Here is a 15,902-nt window from a genome sequence, read left to right as displayed (position 1 = left end):
GGGGTCCTGCGTCGAGCGTGGTGCAGGCGGACCGATCCGCTAGCCGGCGGACTCGGCGAGCCGGCGCAGCGCCTGCCGCGCGATCGCCGGGTCCACGGTCGGCCACATCGGCGGCAGGCTGGCCTTGAGGAATCCGCCGTAGCGGGCGGTCGCCAGTCGTGGGTCCAGGACGGCGACGACACCGCGATCGCTGGTCGTGCGGATCAGCCGACCGGCACCCTGCGCCAGCAGCAGCGCCGCATGCGTGGCGGCTACCTGCATGAAGCCGTTGCCGCCGGCCTTGTCGGCAGCCTGCTGGCGCGCGCTCATCAGCGGGTCGTCCGGGCGCGGGAACGGGATCCGGTCGATCAGCACCAGCTGGCAGGTGTCTCCGGGGACGTCCAGGCCCTGCCACAGGCTCAACGTCCCGAAGAGCACCGTGTGCGGATCGCCGACGAACTGCGCTGCCAGCTCCGGCAGCTGGGCATCGCCCTGCGCGAGCGTGGTCAGGTGCGGCAGCCGCTTGCGCACCGCCTCCGCGGCGGCCTCGGCCGCACGGCGGCTGGAGAACAGCCCGAGCGTGCGACCCTCGGCGGCGTCGATCAACTCGACGATCTCGTCGAGCACCGCTGGCACCATCCCGTCGCGCCCCGGTGTCGGCAGGTGGCGGGCGACGTACAAGATGCCCTGCCTGCCGTAGTCGAAGGGGCTGCCCACGTCGAGGCCGCGCCACGGCAGCTCGGCATCGTCCTTGCGCAGGCCCAGCGACCCGGCGACGACCCCGAAGTCGCCGCCGAGCTTGAGCGTGGCGCTCGCGAAGACCACCGTCTTGTCGCTCAGCAGTCGCTCGCGCATCTGGGCCCACACCTGCAGCGGCGCGACACACAGCCGCGCGGGAATCCGCTCGCCCCCCTCGGCGAGCCAGAGCACGTCGGACTCCTTGTGCTCGGCCATCCGCTCGGCGATCTGGAACAGCTCCTGGACGCTTCCCCTGGCCTGCTGCAGGCCCGGATCGGGCCCGGCCTCGGACGCCGTATCGCCGCTCTGCTTGGGGTAGGCCGAGAGGCAGGCGCGCGCCGCGTCGCGGACCAGCACCAACGCGTCGGCCAGGTCCGCCGGCAGCGCGGTGAAGCGCCCGGCGGCGGCGTCGCCCATGGCGACCCGGAGCGCCTCGCCGGCGTCCGCCAGGTCGTCGGCCTCGGTGCCGTCCACGTGGCGCTGCGAGCGCCGGGCGGCGCGCTCCACGTCGTTGGCGGTGAGCTCGTCGGTCGCCGCCTGGGTGACCCGGGCGACCAGCTCGTGCGCCTCGTCGATGACCACGGCGTCGTACTCGGGGATCATCGGCACCCCCTCGATGGCGTCGATCGCCAACAGGGAGTGGTTGGTGACCACGAGATGGGACTTCTGCGCCTTCTCCTTGGCCCGCTCGGCGAAGCATTCCTCGCCGAAGGGGCACTTGGCCGCGCCCAGGCAGTCGCGATGGGTGACCGAGACCTGGCGCCACTCCCGGTCGGTGTGCCGTGGGGCGTTGTCGCGCTCCCCGGTGCCCTGGCTCTGCGCCTGCTCCTCGGCCCAGGTGCGCAGCTCGAGCACCTTGGTCGCCATGTCACCCATCGGGATGTCCATCGACAGCGTGCCCTGGTCGTCCGGGACACCCTCCCGGATGCGGTGCAGGCAGGCGTAGTTGGAACGACCCTTCAACACCGCGTACGACGTATCGAGGCGCCGGCCCTTCAAGGCGCCGACGAGCCGCGGCAGGTCGCGCTCGACGAGCTGGTGCTGCAGCGCCAGGGTCGCGGTGGCGATCACGACGCGCTTGTCGTGCAGCAGGCTCGGCACCAGGTAGGCCAGCGACTTGCCGGTACCGGTGCCGGCCTGGACCAGCAGGTGCTCGCCCTCGGCCAGCGCGCGGGCGACGGCCTCGGCCATCTGCACCTGCCCGGCACGGGTGGTGCCGCCCAGCGCCGCGACGGCCGTGGCCAGCGTCTCGGCGACCGGGGTCGTCGAGGCGGCTGCAGGCGCTGCGGAGGAGGTCTCGGGAGGCACCGGAGCACCCTAGCCCCGGGCGAGGACAACCCACGTCTCAGCGCGACCCAGCATGGGGAAAACACCTCGTACAACCGATTTGTCGTCCGTAGCGTGAGCTGCCGGTCCGCATCGGTGCGGGCCGACGACACGAGAAGGGCTACGACGCAGGAAACGACGATGCAGAAGATCACCCCGAGGCTCCTGAGCTGGGCCTCGATCCTCGAGGACAGCACCCGCGAGCAGGCGGTCACCACGGCCCGCATGCCGTTCATCCATCCGCACGTGGCCCTGATGCCCGACGCCCACCTGGGGCTCGGCGCGACGGTCGGGTCGGTCATCCCGACCCTGGGCGCGATCATCCCCGCCGCTGTCGGCGTGGACATCGGCTGCGGCATGATCGCTGTCCGCACCCCGTACGACGTCAGCGACCTGCCCGCCGACCGGCGGGCGCTGCGCACGGCGATCGAGCGGGCCGTGCCGCTGAGCGCCGGCGCCGCGAACAGCCGGATCAGCCGGCAGCACACCGAGCAGCGCCTCGAGGTGCTGGCCCGGGAGGCGGACGAGGCCGGGTTCGACCCGGGCCACTACGCCAAGCGGTGGGAGCTCCAGCTCGGGACGCTCGGGTCGGGGAACCACTTCATCGAGGTCACCGCCGACGAGTCGGGCGGGGTCTGGCTGTTCCTGCACTCGGGCTCGCGCGGCGTGGGCAACAAGATCGCCCAGCACCACATCGCCATCGCCGCCGAGCTGTGCCGCAAGTGGCACATCCAGCTTCCCCATCGCGACCTCGCCTACCTGGCCGAGGACACCGTCGAGTTCGACGCCTACATCGCCCAGATGCGGTGGGCGCAGCACTACGCGCTGCTCAACCGCGAGGAGATGATGGACCGGGTGGTGCGGCAGTTCGCGGAGTGGGTCGGCGCCGGTGACGCAAGCGAGGTGCAGCGGGTGGAGGAGATCAACTGCCACCACAACTACACCGAGCAGGAGCGTCACTTCGGCCGGACGGTGTGGCTCTCCCGCAAGGGCGCCATCAACGCCGAGTCGGGGCGGCCCGGGCTGATCCCCGGCAGCATGGGAACGGCCTCCTACGTCGTCAGCGGACTCGGCAACGCGGTCGCGCTCAACTCCGCGCCGCACGGCGCCGGTCGGACGTACTCGCGCTCGGCCGCACGACGGCAGTTCTCCCGGGACGACCTGCGCACGGCGATGGCCGGCATCGAGTACCGCGACACCGACGCGTTCATCGACGAGATCCCCGCGGCGTACAAGGACATCGACCAGGTGATGGCCGACGCCGTCGACCTGGTCGAGATCCGGCACACGCTGCACCAGCTGGTGAACGTGAAGGGTGACTGACCCCGGGGTCCCGCGACGCGGTGGGACGCGGTGGGACGCGGTGGGACGCGGTGGGACGTCGTGGGACGTGGTGGGAGCGGCGGCACGAGGAGACCGTGTCGTCGCTCCCACGGACGTCGGGTCGCTCGTCGTGGACACCGTGTCGGTGCGACCAAAGCTCCGCCGTACGCTTGTCGCCGTGAAGGTGCTGCTCCTGGAGAACATCCACCCGCTGGCCGTCGAGAACCTCGAACGGGCCGGCTACGAGGTCGAATTGCGCTCGGCCAGCATGTCCGAGGACGAGCTGGTCGCCGCGCTGCCGGGCGTGACCCTGCTGGGCATCCGCTCCAACACCCACATCACCCCGCGGGTCCTGGACAACGCGCCCGACCTGCAGGCCATCGGGTGCTTCTGCATCGGCACCAACCAGGTCGACCTGGCCTATGCCGCGCAGAAGGGCATCGCCGTCTTCAACGCGCCCTACTCCAACACCCGCTCGGTCGTCGAGCTGGTCATCGCCGAGATCATCAGCCTGGCCCGGCGGCTTCCGGACAAGACGCAGAAGATGCACACCGGCGTCTGGGACAAGTCCGCCAAGGGCAGCCACGAGGTGCGCGGCCGCACCCTGGGCATCGTCGGGTACGGCAACATCGGCACGCAGCTGTCCAACATCGCCGAGGCGCTCGGCCTGTACGTGATCTTCTACGACATCGCGGACCGGCTCGCGCACGGCAACGCCCGCCGGATGCCGTCGCTGGACGCCCTGCTGGCCGAGGCCGACGTCGTCAGCCTGCACGTCGACGGTCGCCCGGGCAACGCCGGCATCTTCGGTGCCGAGCAGTTCGCCAAGATGAAGCCCCGCTCGATCTTCATCAACGCCTCCCGCGGCATGGTCGTCGACACCGAGTCGCTGCGGGAGAACATCCTCTCGGGTCACATCGCGGGCGCCGCGCTCGACGTCTTCCCGATCGAGCCCAAGGCCCAGGGCGACCCGTTCGAGTCGCCGCTGCGCGGCCTGGACAACGTCATCCTGACGCCCCACGTCGGCGGCTCCACGATGGAGGCGCAGGAGGAGATCGGCTACTTCGTCTCCAACAAGCTCCGCGCCTTCCAGCAGGAGGGCTCCACCGCCCTCTCCGTCGACCTGCCGGCGGTGCAGCCGCCGCCGCTGACCGAGGGCCACCGGCTCGCCTACCTGCACGTCAACGTCCCTGGCGTGCTCGCCGAGGTCAACAACGTCCTGGCCGCCGAGGGCGCCAACGTCGTCGGCCAGTACCTGGCCACCCAGGGTGAGCAGGGGTACGTCGTGACCGACAGCACCGAGCCGATCTCCGAGACGGCGCTCGGCAAGCTGCAGGCCTCACCCCACACCATCTGGCTGCGGTCCTACTCGGCCGCGTCGTAAGGTCTACCGCCATGGAGTTGCCTCAACATTGGCCGCTGCCCCAGGCAGCATCCCTGCGTGACGAGCTCGTGGCCGCCTACGCCGACCCGAGCCGTCACTACCACGACCAGCGACACCTGAGCGAGCTGCTCGCGCGGCTCGACGAGCTCGCGGCCGCCGGGACGGCGTTCGACGACGTACCCGTCCGGCTGGCCGGCTGGTTCCACGACGCCGTGTACGACTGCGAGCGTGACGCCGAGGAGCGCAGCGCCGCCTGGGCCGAGCACGCCCTGGCCGGGCTGTGTCCCGACGGCGTCGTCGCCGAGGTGGTCCGACTGGTCCGCGGCACCGAGACGCACGCGCCCGAGGGCGGGGACCTCAACGGTGCAGCGCTCTCGGACGCTGACCTGGCGGTGCTCGCGTCCGCGCCTGCTCGGTACGCGGAGTACGCCGCCGACGTGCGGCAGGAGTACGCCCACCTCAGCGACGAGGAGTGGCGGCTCGGCCGGGCCGACCTGCTGCGCACGCTGCTCGCGCGCGAGCGGTTGTTCCACACCCGGCTCGGGCACGAGCACTGGGAGCCGGCGGCACGGGCCAACATCGAGGCCGAGCTCGTCGGCCTCACGCACCTGGCCGCGGCCGAATAACGATTGGATCACCGCCGCCTCCGGCTGGGATCCTGGGCGGTGTGACCTTCTCGTCGTACGCCTCCCTGACCCGCCATCCCGTGGTGCGGCAGGTGCTGGTGCTCGGCTTCTTCGTGCGGGTGCCCCTGTGGGCGGTCAACGTGGCCGTCACCCTGCACGTGGTCACCCATCTGCACCGCTCCTACACGGCGGCCGGCGTGGTCTCGATGGTCGCCGCCGGTGCCCTGGCGATCAGCAGCCCGTGGCGGGGCCGGCTGCTCGACAAGGTGGGGCTGCGAGCCTCGATCGCGCCGTCGCTGGTCGTGACGGCTGTCACGTGGGCGATCGCGCCGTTCGTCGGCTACTGGCCGCTGCTGGTGCTGGTCGCGATCGCCAACCTGATGGCGATCCCGACGTTCTCCATCATCCGCTCGGTGCTGATCGCGGCGGTCTCGGATGAGGATCGCACCACCGTCTTGGCGATCGACTCGGTCGCCACCGAGATCTCGTTCATGGTCGGGCCGATCCTGGGCGTCCTGGGCGCGACCTACCTGCCGACCCCGCTCGCGCTGCTGCTGTGCCAGGCGTGCGCGGTGGCCGCCGGCTTCATGCTGTGGCTCGCCAACCCGCCGCTGGGGCACCACGCCGACGCCGCGGCGGGCCCGGCGGCTCGGCGCCCCAGCCGGCGTGCCTGGATCACGCCGCGCGTGCTGATGATCCTGCTGGTCTCGCTGACCGCCACCGTGATCCTCACCAGCGAGGACCTCGGCTCGGTCGCGGCGATGCGCAGCCTGCACCACGCCGGTTCGCTGGGCTGGGTGCTGGCGCTGTGGGGTCTCGGCTCCGCCGTCGGCGGCATCGTGTACGGCGCGATGCACCGCCACCCGTCAGCGGCGCTGCTGTTGGTGCTGCTCGCCGCCACCACCGCGCTGGTCTCGGTGGCGCCGAACGAGACCTGGTTCGTGGTGCTGCTCTTCGTCAGCGGCATCTTCTGCGCACCCACGATCACCGCCACCGTCGACGACCTCTCCCGCGCGGTGCCGGCCTCGGTGCGCAACGAGGCGATGGGCTGGCACGGGTCGGCGCTGACGCTGGGCAGCGCGCTCGGTGCGCCCGCGATCGGCCAGGCGATCGACACCGGCGGGTGGGACGACGGCTTCCTGTACGGCGGTCTGGCCGGACTGGTCATCGCGCTGGCGGCCCTGGTCGTCACCTCACGGCGCCGGCCGCTGCCGGCCACCGACCTCGACGAGGAGGCCACCGCGGCACACGGCCGCTCCGTCGCCGACGAGGCCATCGCGTCGACGCTGTAGGGGGCGACCTCGGCCCGGTGCTGCGCCTCCCCGAGGCCCCTCCCGCCGGCCACCGCCGCGACGGTTGAACGGCTTGGGACGATGGAGGGTGATGGATGCCGCCACCCTGCTCGACGCCCGCGCCCGCGTACTCGCCGACCTCGCCGCCCGGCGGATGGACAGCGCTACGGCCGTGTCGCTGCTCGAGGACGCCGTCTCCGAGCGCGGCTGGTGGGCCGACCAGTGGCCGGCGGGGGTGCAGTACGTCGCGGGGCTGGTAGCCCAGGACGTCCAGGACGCGCTCTTCGCCTCGGTCGGGCGCTGGCCGCTGTGCCAGACCTGCGGAGATGCGGCGCCGGAGCACTCGCTCTACATCCAGCCCGACCTCGGGGGCCCCGACCCGGTCTGGGTGTGCGAGGAGAGCGGCGACGTGGTCGCCCCGCTCGGCGGGCTCTAGCCCTACTCTCCCAGGCCCAGCTGCAGCCGCAGCGTGAACCGGTCCGAGCGGTAGGTGGAGCGGGAGACCTCGACGGCCTTCTCCTCGGCGAAGGCGCGGCGCTGCTGGCGCAGCACCGCCGCCCCGATCGCTATCTCGAGGTGGTCGGCCTCCTCGTCCGAGGCCGCGTCGGCGGTGATGTTGTCCTCCACCCAGGTCGGTCGCAGCCCGCGCTCGGCGAGGTCGTCGTAGAGGGAGGTCGGCATGCCGCCCTGCAGGAAGCCGGGCAGCAGCACCTCGTTGAGGTAGGCGTCCTCGACACACATCGGGGCGCCGTCGGCCCGCCGCAGCCGCTTCCAGTGGATGATCGCGTCGCCGGGCGTGATGCCCAGCGCACGAGCCACTCCCGGACCGGCCTGCTCGCGCCGCGCGAAGAGGGTCACCGACTCCGGCAACAGACCGCGGCGGCGCATCTCCTCGGTGAAGCTGGTGACGGGCGTCGCCGTACGGCGGGGTCGGGCGACGAACGTGCCTCGGCCGGGTACCCGCTCCAGCAGCCCCTCGGTGACCAGGGCGTCCATCGCCTGCCGGACCGTCATCCGGGCGACGCCGAACAGGTTGACCAGCTCGCGCTCCGAGGGCGCGGGCGAGCCGGGCATGCTGCCGGCCACCAGGGACCTGACGTACTCGCGCACCTGGACGTGCTTGAGCCCGTTGACCCCCACGGCGACCCCCTGTTCCATACCGCCCTACCGTAGAAGGACGCGACACGCCGCGTCCCCGGAATACGCAACTTCGAACACCTGTTCGGACGCCGAGCTAGGCTGGAGGCATGGACTTCCAGAGCACGCTCTTCGCGGCACCGGAGACGGCCGCGCCGCGCTGTGACGCCATCAGCCGCACCCCGCTGAGCAACGGCGCCTGGATCGACCTCGCCCGGGGCTGGCTGCCGGCCGCCGACGACGTGTTCGACACGTTGCGCCATGCGGTGCCGTGGCGGGCGGAGCGTCGCCAGATGTACGACCGGATGGTCGAGGTCCCGCGACTGCTGCACACCTACCTCGCCGACGAGCCGCTCCCACATCCCATGCTGGAGCTGGCCCGAGACGCGCTGAGCGAGCACTACCTGCCCGAGCTGGGCGAGCGCTTCCGCACCGCCGGCTGCTGCTACTACCGCGACGGCAACGACTCGGTGGCCTGGCACGGCGATCGCATCGGGCGCGGCCGTAGCCACGACACGATGGTCGCGATCCTCAGCATCGGCGACCCGCGCCGGCTCGCCCTGCGCCCACGCGGCGGGGGCGACTCGCGCGTCGTGGAGATGGGCCACGGGGACCTGCTCGTGATGGGCGGCAGCTGCCAGCGCACCTGGGAGCACGCCGTTCCCAAGGTCGCCAAGGCGGGGCCGCGGATGTCGGTGCAGTTCCGCCCGCTCAACGTCTTCTAGGGCCCGATCGCCGAGCCGGCCCGGTGCTCGCGCCGCGCCTCGGCTATGGTCCAGGTCACGCCGCGAGCACAGGAGGCAGCGATGTCCGGCCAGCACGAGCAGGGGCTGCGGCCGCTGGAGGAGGGTGTCCGCACCGACCTCGCCGCCGAGATGACCTACGGCGACTACCTCGCACTGGACCGACTGCTCTCGGCCCAGCACCCCCGCAGCGACCATCCCGACGAGCTGCTGTTCATCATCCAGCACCAGACCACCGAGCTCTGGTTCAAGCTGGTGCTGCACGAGCTGCGTGCGGTCCGCGACCACCTCGACGCCGACGACCTGCGCCGTGCGCGCAAGGGGCTGGCCCGGGTCAAGCACATCTTCCGCACGCTCACCGAGCAGTGGTCGGTGCTGGCCACCCTGACGCCGACCGAGTACGTCGAGTTCCGGGGCGTCCTGGCCTCCTCCTCCGGCTTCCAGTCCGCGCAGTACCGAGCGGTCGAGTTCCTGTTGGGGAACAAGCACCCCGGGATGCTGCAGGTCTTCGAGGGCGACCCCGAGGCGCACGCGGTGCTGAGCGGGCTGCTCGACTCCCCCACCGTCTACGACGCGTTCCTGCGGCTGCTCGCCCGGCAGGGCCACCCCGTCCCGGCCGAGGTGCTGGAGCGCGACGTGCGCCGGCCGTGGGTGCGACGCGAGGAGCTGCTGCCGGTCTTCGCCGAGATCTACGGCGACACCGACACGCACTGGTCGGCGTACGCGACCTGCGAGGACCTCGTCGACCTCGAGGACGCCTTCCAGCTGTGGCGCTTCCGCCACCTGCGCACCGTGCAGCGGACCATCGGGTTCAAGACCGGCACCGGCGGCTCATCAGGTGTCGACTTCCTCAAGCGCGCCCTGGACCTGACCTTCTTCCCCGAGCTCTACGCGGTGCGCACGGAGATCGGCGGATGAGCCACCCCCCGCACCAGGAGGATGCCGTGACCGAGCGACTCAGCACCCGCGCCGCCGAGCTGGACGCGGCCGACCCGCTGGCGCACTTCGCCGACGCCTTCGTGCGCTCCGAGGGCGTCGTCTCCTACCTCGACGGCAACTCGCTGGGCCGGCCGCTCCGGGTGACCCGGACCGGGCTGGCCGACTTCGTCGACGGGGCCTGGGGCGAGCGTCTGATCCGTGCCTGGGACGAGCAGTGGATGGAGGCGCCGACCGAGCTCGGCGACCGGATCGGTCGGGTGCTGCTGGGCGCCGCGGCCGGACAGACGGTGGTCGGCGACTCGACGAGCGTGATGCTCTACAAGCTCGCCAGTGCGGCGCTGGCGGCCCAACCGGGACGCGACGAGATCGTGGCCTGCGCCGACGACTTCCCCACCGACCGGTTCGTCGTCGAGGGGCTCGCGGCCGAGCGGGGCCACACCGTGCGGTGGCTCAGCGTCGATCCGCGCACGGGCGTGCGGCTCGAGCAGGTCCGCGCGGCACTCGGTGAGAGAACCGCCCTGGTGCTGCTCAGCCACATCGCCTACCGCTCGGCGTGGGTGGCCGACATGCCGGCGATCACCGCCGCCGCCCACGAGGCGGGAGCGCTGGTCCTGTGGGACCTGTCGCACTCGGTCGGCGCCCTCGACCTCGCCCTCGACGCGGCCGAGGCGGATCTGGCCGTCGGCTGCACCTACAAGTACCTCAACGGAGGTCCGGGAGCGCCCGCCTTCGGCTACGTCGCCGCGAGGCTGCAGGAGCGGCTGCGACAGCCGATCCAGGGATGGATGGGCGCTGCCGATCCGTTCGCGATGGGCGAGCGGTACGAGCCGGCCACCGGTATCAGGCGCTTCATCAGTGGCACCCCACCGATCCTGGGGATGGTGCCGATGCGCGACATGCTGGACCTGCTGGAGTCGGCCGGCATCGCGGCGGTGCGGGCCAAGTCGGTGGCGCTGACCGGGTTCGCGATCGAGGTGCACGACGAGCTGCTGGCGGCGTACGGCGTCGAGCTGGCCTCGCCCCGCGACGCTGCGCTGCGCGGCGGCCACGTCATCCTCGACCACCCCGACTTCCGCGCGGTCACCGCCCGGCTGTGGGAGCGCGGCGTCATCCCCGACTTCCGGCCGCCGCACGGGCTGCGGGTCGGGCTCTCCCCGCTGAGCACCAGCTTCGCCGAGGTGCTCACAGGGCTGCGCGCGGTCGCCGACCTGCTCGGCGAGGTGCCTGCGGCGCGCTAGCGCGCCGCCACGGGCGACCCGGCGCCGGGCGAGCGGTTGCTCGTGGTCTCAGCCGAAGGCCTTGGTATAGAGGCTCTGCAGGTCGCCGGTCGACTTGCCGCTCAACCCGCACCCCGCCAGCGATCCGTCCGCGGAGACGGCGAGCAGGTAGGTGTCGCCGACGACGAACGTCGGCACGTTGAGCTCCGTGGTCCCCGCCGCCGGCAGCTGCACGGTGATCTCGCCGACCTGGGCGCCCGCCAGCACCCGGCTCACGCGCAGCTGAGCGGTCGTGGCGTTGACGGCGGTGACGTCGGCCTCCACCGCCGTCGACTGCTGTGAGAGCTGGTCGGCGCTCGGCACGGCGCAACGACCGACCTGCGCCGGCACCGTCACCGTCAGGTTGCTGGTCGCCGCTGAGGTGGCGCCGTCGTCGACGTGGACGAAGAAGACGCGAGTCAGCACCGCCCCCACCAGGATGCCGGGGATCAGGAGCAGCCACAGCAGCCGCAGATCGAAGGACTCGTTGTCTTCCACCGCACTCACCGGTCCATCATCCCTCGCCGCCTCAACCCGACGAAACGCGCCCCGCCCCCTCCGTTTCGACTCCCCGCCGATCGGACACCTCGACATCATGATCCGTGTGCAGCGCCACGTCGACGCCCCGCCCGACCGGGTGTGGGCCGTGCTTGCCGACGGCTGGCTCTACCCGCTCTGGGTGGTCGGCGCGTCCTCGGTCCGCGACGTCGAGGAGGCCTGGCCGGCCCCCGGGTCGCGTATCCACCACTCCGTCGGGGCGTGGCCGGCCCTCGTCCATGACAGCACCAGGGTCGAGGAGGCGGAGCCGGAGCGATCGTTGCGGTTGCGGGCCGGCGTGTGGCCGGCCGGCGAGGCCGACGTCCGACTCACCCTGACACCGGAGGGCAGCGGCACCCTGGTGGTGATGGAGGAGGAGGTAGCCTCGGGCCCGATGTCGCTCATTCCCAAACCGGTCTACGGTCCGCTGCTCAAGGCGCGCAACGTCGAGAGCACCCGTCGGCTGGCGAACCTCGCGCAGAACGGCGCCTACCGGCGCCACGGCTGAGCCCGGTGAGCGCCTACGACGCGATCGTGATCGGCGCCGGGCCGAACGGGCTGGTGGCGGCCAACCACCTGATCGACTCCGGGCGCTCGGTCCTGGTGCTCGAGGCGCAGCATGAGCCTGGCGGCGCCGTCCGCAGCGACCGCGAGATCCACCCTGACTTCGTCCAGGACACCTTCAGCGCGTTCTACCCGCTCGCCGCCGCCTCGCCGTGGCTGCGACGCATGCGGCTGGAGGACCACGGCCTGGTCTGGCGGCACGCACCGGCGGTCCTCGGCCATCCGCTGCCCGACGGCCGGTGGGCGATGCTGCACCGCGACCGGGACATCACCGCGGCGCTGCTGGAACGAGCGCAGCCGGGGGACGGCGAGGCCTGGCAGGCGCTGTGCCGGCAGTGGGACGCGATCGGCGACCAGCTGATCGGCGCGCTGCTGACGCCCTTCCCGCCCGTCCGGCACGCCGCCCACGCCCTGCTCCGACTCCGTCGCGCCGGCGGGATCGGCTTCGTCCGGGACCTGCTCACCCCGCTGCTCGACTTTACCCGGATCCGCTTCGGCGGGGACGCGCCCGCCCTGCTGCTGGCGGGCAATGCCGGGCATGCCGACATCCCGCTCACGGCGCCCGGATCGACGCTGTTCGGCGTCCTGATGACGATGCTGGGCCAGACAGTCGGCTTCCCCGTGCCCGAGGGCGGCGCCGGCGAGCTCACCGCCGCGCTGGTCCGTCGGCTCACCGCTGGTGGCGGCGAGCTGCGCTGCGACAGCGAGGTGGTCTCCGTCGAGATCGAGGAGGGCCGGGCCGTCGGCGTCCGGTTGCGCGACGGGGAGCGGATCGCCGCCCGGGCGGTGGTCGCCGACGTGGTCGCGCCGAAGCTGTTCGGCGCTCTCGTCCCCGACGAGCAGCTGCCGCACCGGGTCCGGACCGGGATGCGCGGCTTCCAGCTCGATCCCGGCACGGTCAAGGTCGACTGGGCGCTGTCGGGGCCCATCCCGTGGGCTTCGGCGCCGCCGTACGCGCCCGGGACCTTCCACGTCGCCGACTCCCCCGAGCAGATGGCCAACGCGTTGAACCAGGTGGCCTCGCGCACGATCCCGGCCCGGCCGTTCCTGCTCGGCGGCCAGATGACCGCCGCGGACCCGACCCGGTCGCCGGCCGGCACCGAATCGGTCTGGGCCTACACCCACGTGCCCCAGGACGTGGCCCACGATGCCGGCGAGGACGGCCTCACCGGGCGTTGGGACCACGACGAGTGCGAGCGCTTCGCGGACCGGGTGCAGTCGCGCATCGAGGAGCTGGCCCCCGGCTTCGGCTCGCGCGTGATCGGACGGCGCGTGCTCGGACCGCGCGAGTTCGAGGCGCGCGACGCCAATCTCGTCGGCGGCGCCATCAATGGCGGTACGGCGCAGCTGCACCAGGAGCTGATCTTCCGTCCGGTACCGGGCCTGGGCCGCGCCGAGACCGGCATCGGCGGCCTCTACCTCGGCTCGTCCTCGGCCCACCCGGGCGGTGGGGTGCACGGCGCGGCGGGGATGAACGCCGCGCGCGCGTTGCTGGCTCACGACCGCTGGCGGCGGGTCCTCGGCCGCTAGGCGCGGCCGCCGTGACGGCTGGGGTTGTCGCGACCTTCGAGCTCCCCGATGACAGCAGGGCCCCGCCGTTCGGCGGGGCCCTGCTGGTGGTGCGGGGTCGGGCGGACGATCAGAAGTCCATGCCGCCCATGCCGCCGGTCGGGTCGCCACCCATCGGGGCGGCCTTCTCCGGCTTGTCGGCCACGACGGCCTCGGTGGTGAGGAACAGCGCGGCGATCGACGCGGCGTTCTGCAGCGCCGAGCGGGTCACCTTGGCCGGGTCGATGATGCCCGCGGCCAGCAGGTCGACGTACTCGCCGGTGGCGGCGTTGAGGCCGTGACCCGGCTCGAGGCCGGCGACCTTCTCCGCCACGACGCCGCCCTCGAGACCGGCGTTGACAGCGATCTGCTTGAGCGGGGCCGAGATGGCGACGCGGACGATGTTCGCACCGGTGGCCTCGTCACCGACCAGGTCGAGCTTCTCGAAGGCCTGCTTGCCGGCCTGGACCAGGGCGACGCCACCGCCGGCGACGATGCCCTCCTCGACCGCTGCCTTGGCGTTGCGGACGGCGTCCTCGATGCGGTGCTTGCGCTCCTTGAGCTCGACCTCGGTGGCAGCGCCGACCTTGATGACGGCCACGCCACCGGCGAGCTTGGCGAGCCGCTCCTGGAGCTTCTCGCGGTCGTAGTCGGAGTCCGACTTCTCGATCTCGGCACGGATCTGGTTGACCCGGCCCTCGATCTGGGCCTGGTCGCCGGCACCGTCGACGATGGTCGTCTCGTCCTTGGTGATGACGACCTTGCGGGCCTGGCCGAGGAGCTCGAGGCCGGTCGTCTCGAGCTTGAGGCCGACCTCCTCGGAGATGACCTGGCCACCGGTCAGGATCGCGATGTCCTGCAGCTGGGCCTTGCGGCGGTCACCGAAGCCCGGGGCCTTGACGGCGACGGACTTGAAGGTGCCACGGATCTTGTTCACGACCAGGGTCGAGAGCGCCTCGCCGTCGACGTCCTCGGCGATGATGACGAGCGGCTTGCCCGACTGCATGACCTTCTCCAGCAGCGGGAGCAGGTCCTTGACGTTGGAGATCTTCTGGTTGGCCAGCAGGACGTAGGCGTCCTCCAGCACCGTCTCCATGCGCTCGGGGTCGGTGACGAAGTAGGCCGAGATGTAGCCCTTGTCGAACCGCATGCCCTCGGTGAGCTCCAGGTCGATGCCGAAGGTGTTCGACTCCTCGACCGTGATCACGCCCTCCTTGCCGACCTTGTCCATCGCCTCGGCGATGGCGTCGCCGACGGTGGTGTCGCCGCCGGCGGAGATGGTGGCGGTCGCGGCGATCTGCTCGCGGGTCTCGACGTCCTTGGCCTGGCCGAGCAGGTGCTCGGAGACGGCGGACACGGCGGCCTCGATGCCACGCTTGAGACCCATCGGGTTCGCACCCGCGGCCACGTTGCGCAGGCCCTCGCGGACCAGCGCCTGGGCCAGGACGGTCGCGGTGGTGGTGCCGTCACCGGCGACGTCGTCGGTCTTCTTCGCGACCTCCTTGACCAGCTCGGCGCCGATCTTCTCGTAGGGGTCCTCGAGCTCGATCTCCTTGGCGATGGAGACACCGTCGTTGGTGATCGTGGGAGCGCCCCACTTCTTCTCCAGCACGACGTTGCGGCCCTTGGGGCCGAGGGTGACCTTGACGGCGTCGGCGAGGGTGTTCATACCCCGCTCGAGACCGCGACGGGCCTCCTCGTTGAAAGCAATCAGCTTCGGCATTGCCTGCGATCCTTCACGTGGGAAGTTCGTGTGAGCCGGCCCGATGGGTTGCCCGCGACGGACGATCCCGGAGCATCCGGCGAACCCTTTCTCGCCAGCCTCCAGGACCTCAACGTCACCGGTCCGGTGTTGTCACTCTCATGGTACGAGTGCCAACGTCATGTTTAGCACTCGCCTACCCCGAGTGCAAGAAATTCACAGCGGCTTGACCAGGAGCTCGAAGGCCAGGTCCTCGCGCTGCGGCACTCCGAAGCGGGCGTCGCCGTACGGGAAGGGGGTGAGCTCGCCGGTACGGCGGTAGCCGCGGCGCTGGTAGTAGGCGATCAGCTCGGCGCGCTGCACGATGACCGTCATGTGGAGCTCGCGCGCACCCCAGCCGCGCGCAATCCGCTCGGCCTCGGCCAGCACCGCGCGACCCAGCCCGTCGCCCTGCCGGCCGGGCCGGACCGCGAACATGCCGAAGTACCCCACCTCGCCGCGATCCTCGAGCTGGCAGCAGGCGACCACCTCGCCCGCCCGCTCGGCCACCAGCATCCGGCTCGCCGGGGCGGCGAGCACCGCCCGGACGCCCTCGGGGTCGGTGCGCTGGCCGTGCAGCAGATCCGCTTCGGTGGTCCATCCGCCGCGGCTGGAGTCACCGCGGTAGGCGGACTCGATCAGCCCGACCAGGGTGTCGACATCGGCCGGGGTGGCGTCGCGGAAGGTCAGCACGACCGCGAGCCTAGGCCACCGCCACCCGTCACGACGTGGCACGTGAGACGTCGCTGCGTGGCAGCTCCGTCTTGCC

Annotated in this window: 15 protein-coding genes; 10 read left to right on the top strand and 5 right to left on the bottom strand. The window is 71.9% G+C overall.

Going from position 1 to position 15,902, the window contains the following annotated elements; genetic code table 11:
* Positions 1-39: 39 nt before the first annotated feature.
* Entirely contained in the window at positions 40-2,025 is a 1,986-nt protein-coding gene (locus P5P86_RS04800; protein ID WP_280610155.1) for an ATP-dependent DNA helicase, read from the bottom strand.
* Between the two features lie 159 nt (positions 2,026-2,184).
* On the opposite strand from P5P86_RS04800, the gene P5P86_RS04795 reads away from it, so the two are divergent.
* The 5 genes from P5P86_RS04795 to P5P86_RS04775 all read left to right on the top strand — a co-directional run bounded on the left by P5P86_RS04795 (position 2,185) and on the right by P5P86_RS04775 (position 7,104).
* Positions 2,185-3,366, top strand: a complete 1,182-nt coding sequence (locus tag P5P86_RS04795; RefSeq protein WP_280610154.1) for an RtcB family protein — start codon at positions 2,185-2,187, stop codon at positions 3,364-3,366.
* 178 nt (positions 3,367-3,544) lie between these two features.
* Positions 3,545-4,750, top strand: a complete 1,206-nt coding sequence (gene serA / locus P5P86_RS04790; protein WP_280610153.1) for a phosphoglycerate dehydrogenase — start codon at positions 3,545-3,547, stop codon at positions 4,748-4,750.
* Between the two features lie 11 nt (positions 4,751-4,761).
* Positions 4,762-5,376 (top strand): HD domain-containing protein, encoded by a 615-nt coding sequence (locus P5P86_RS04785; RefSeq protein ID WP_280610151.1) that lies wholly within the window; start codon positions 4,762-4,764, stop codon positions 5,374-5,376.
* A gap of 41 nt (positions 5,377-5,417) precedes the next feature.
* Positions 5,418-6,668 (top strand): MFS transporter, encoded by a 1,251-nt coding sequence (locus P5P86_RS04780; protein WP_280610150.1) that lies wholly within the window; start codon positions 5,418-5,420, stop codon positions 6,666-6,668.
* 91 nt (positions 6,669-6,759) lie between these two features.
* Positions 6,760-7,104, top strand: coding sequence for a DUF8819 family protein (locus P5P86_RS04775; RefSeq protein ID WP_280610148.1), 345 nt, complete (start codon positions 6,760-6,762; stop codon positions 7,102-7,104).
* A gap of 2 nt (positions 7,105-7,106) precedes the next feature.
* On the opposite strand, the gene P5P86_RS04770 is transcribed toward P5P86_RS04775, so the two are convergent.
* Positions 7,107-7,826: a GntR family transcriptional regulator gene (locus P5P86_RS04770; RefSeq protein WP_280610147.1), complete on the bottom strand. Its 720-nt coding sequence runs from the start codon at positions 7,824-7,826 to the stop codon at positions 7,107-7,109.
* 89 nt (positions 7,827-7,915) lie between these two features.
* Between P5P86_RS04770 and P5P86_RS04765 the strand changes: the two genes are divergently transcribed.
* The 3 genes from P5P86_RS04765 (at position 7,916) to P5P86_RS04755 (ending at position 10,725) form a co-directional block, all read left to right on the top strand.
* Positions 7,916-8,530, top strand: a complete 615-nt coding sequence (locus P5P86_RS04765) for an alpha-ketoglutarate-dependent dioxygenase AlkB (RefSeq protein WP_280610146.1) — start codon at positions 7,916-7,918, stop codon at positions 8,528-8,530.
* Between the two features lie 81 nt (positions 8,531-8,611).
* The gene (locus tag P5P86_RS04760; protein WP_280610145.1) at positions 8,612-9,466 is read left to right on the top strand and encodes a tryptophan 2,3-dioxygenase; all 855 of its coding nucleotides are present in this window, start codon (positions 8,612-8,614) and stop codon (positions 9,464-9,466) included.
* Between the two features lie 26 nt (positions 9,467-9,492).
* Positions 9,493-10,725 carry a kynureninase gene (locus tag P5P86_RS04755; protein ID WP_280610144.1) on the top strand — a complete coding sequence of 411 codons (1,233 nt, stop codon included), beginning with the start codon at positions 9,493-9,495 and terminating at the stop codon, positions 10,723-10,725.
* Positions 10,726-10,773: 48 nt separating this feature from the next.
* On the opposite strand, the gene P5P86_RS04750 is transcribed toward P5P86_RS04755, so the two are convergent.
* Positions 10,774-11,250: a hypothetical protein gene (locus P5P86_RS04750; protein WP_280610143.1), complete on the bottom strand. Its 477-nt coding sequence runs from the start codon at positions 11,248-11,250 to the stop codon at positions 10,774-10,776.
* An 88-nt stretch (positions 11,251-11,338) separates the two neighbouring features.
* On the opposite strand from P5P86_RS04750, the gene P5P86_RS04745 reads away from it, so the two are divergent.
* Positions 11,339-11,788 (top strand): SRPBCC family protein, encoded by a 450-nt coding sequence (locus P5P86_RS04745; protein ID WP_280610141.1) that lies wholly within the window; start codon positions 11,339-11,341, stop codon positions 11,786-11,788.
* A 5-nt stretch (positions 11,789-11,793) separates the two neighbouring features.
* Entirely contained in the window at positions 11,794-13,374 is a 1,581-nt protein-coding gene (locus P5P86_RS04740) for a phytoene desaturase family protein (protein WP_280610140.1), read from the top strand.
* Between the two features lie 109 nt (positions 13,375-13,483).
* On the opposite strand, the gene groL is transcribed toward P5P86_RS04740, so the two are convergent.
* Both groL and P5P86_RS04730 read right to left on the bottom strand, forming a co-directional pair.
* Complete coding sequence (gene groL, locus P5P86_RS04735) at positions 13,484-15,115, bottom strand: chaperonin GroEL (RefSeq protein WP_280610139.1); 1,632 nt, start codon at positions 15,113-15,115, stop codon at positions 13,484-13,486.
* A 195-nt stretch (positions 15,116-15,310) separates the two neighbouring features.
* Positions 15,311-15,826: a GNAT family N-acetyltransferase gene (locus P5P86_RS04730; RefSeq protein WP_280610138.1), complete on the bottom strand. Its 516-nt coding sequence runs from the start codon at positions 15,824-15,826 to the stop codon at positions 15,311-15,313.
* Between the last annotated feature and the right edge of the window lie 76 nt (positions 15,827-15,902).

Origin of the sequence: Nocardioides sp. BP30, from assembly GCF_029873215.1 — a bacterium.
In the GTDB taxonomy this organism is placed as follows: Bacteria; Actinomycetota; Actinomycetes; order Propionibacteriales; family Nocardioidaceae; genus Nocardioides.
The sequence above is the reverse complement of the archived record's forward strand: the minus strand, read 5'-3'. Positions and strand labels throughout refer to the sequence as shown.

What these genes read in the sequence shown, in the direction of transcription:
- P5P86_RS04795 (WP_280610154.1), top strand. Translation starts at nt 2,185, where the DNA reads ATGCAGAAGATCACCCCGAGGCTCCTGAGCTGGGCCTCGATCCTCGAG.
- P5P86_RS04785 (WP_280610151.1), top strand. Translation starts at nt 4,762, where the DNA reads ATGGAGTTGCCTCAACATTGGCCGCTGCCCCAGGCAGCATCCCTGCGT.
- P5P86_RS04775 (WP_280610148.1), top strand. Translation starts at nt 6,760, where the DNA reads ATGGATGCCGCCACCCTGCTCGACGCCCGCGCCCGCGTACTCGCCGAC.
- P5P86_RS04770 (WP_280610147.1), bottom strand. Translation starts at nt 7,826, where the DNA reads ATGGAACAGGGGGTCGCCGTGGGGGTCAACGGGCTCAAGCACGTCCAG.
- P5P86_RS04765 (WP_280610146.1), top strand. Translation starts at nt 7,916, where the DNA reads ATGGACTTCCAGAGCACGCTCTTCGCGGCACCGGAGACGGCCGCGCCG.
- P5P86_RS04760 (WP_280610145.1), top strand. Translation starts at nt 8,612, where the DNA reads ATGTCCGGCCAGCACGAGCAGGGGCTGCGGCCGCTGGAGGAGGGTGTC.
- P5P86_RS04745 (WP_280610141.1), top strand. Translation starts at nt 11,339, where the DNA reads ATGATCCGTGTGCAGCGCCACGTCGACGCCCCGCCCGACCGGGTGTGG.
- groL (WP_280610139.1), bottom strand. Translation starts at nt 15,115, where the DNA reads ATGCCGAAGCTGATTGCTTTCAACGAGGAGGCCCGTCGCGGTCTCGAG.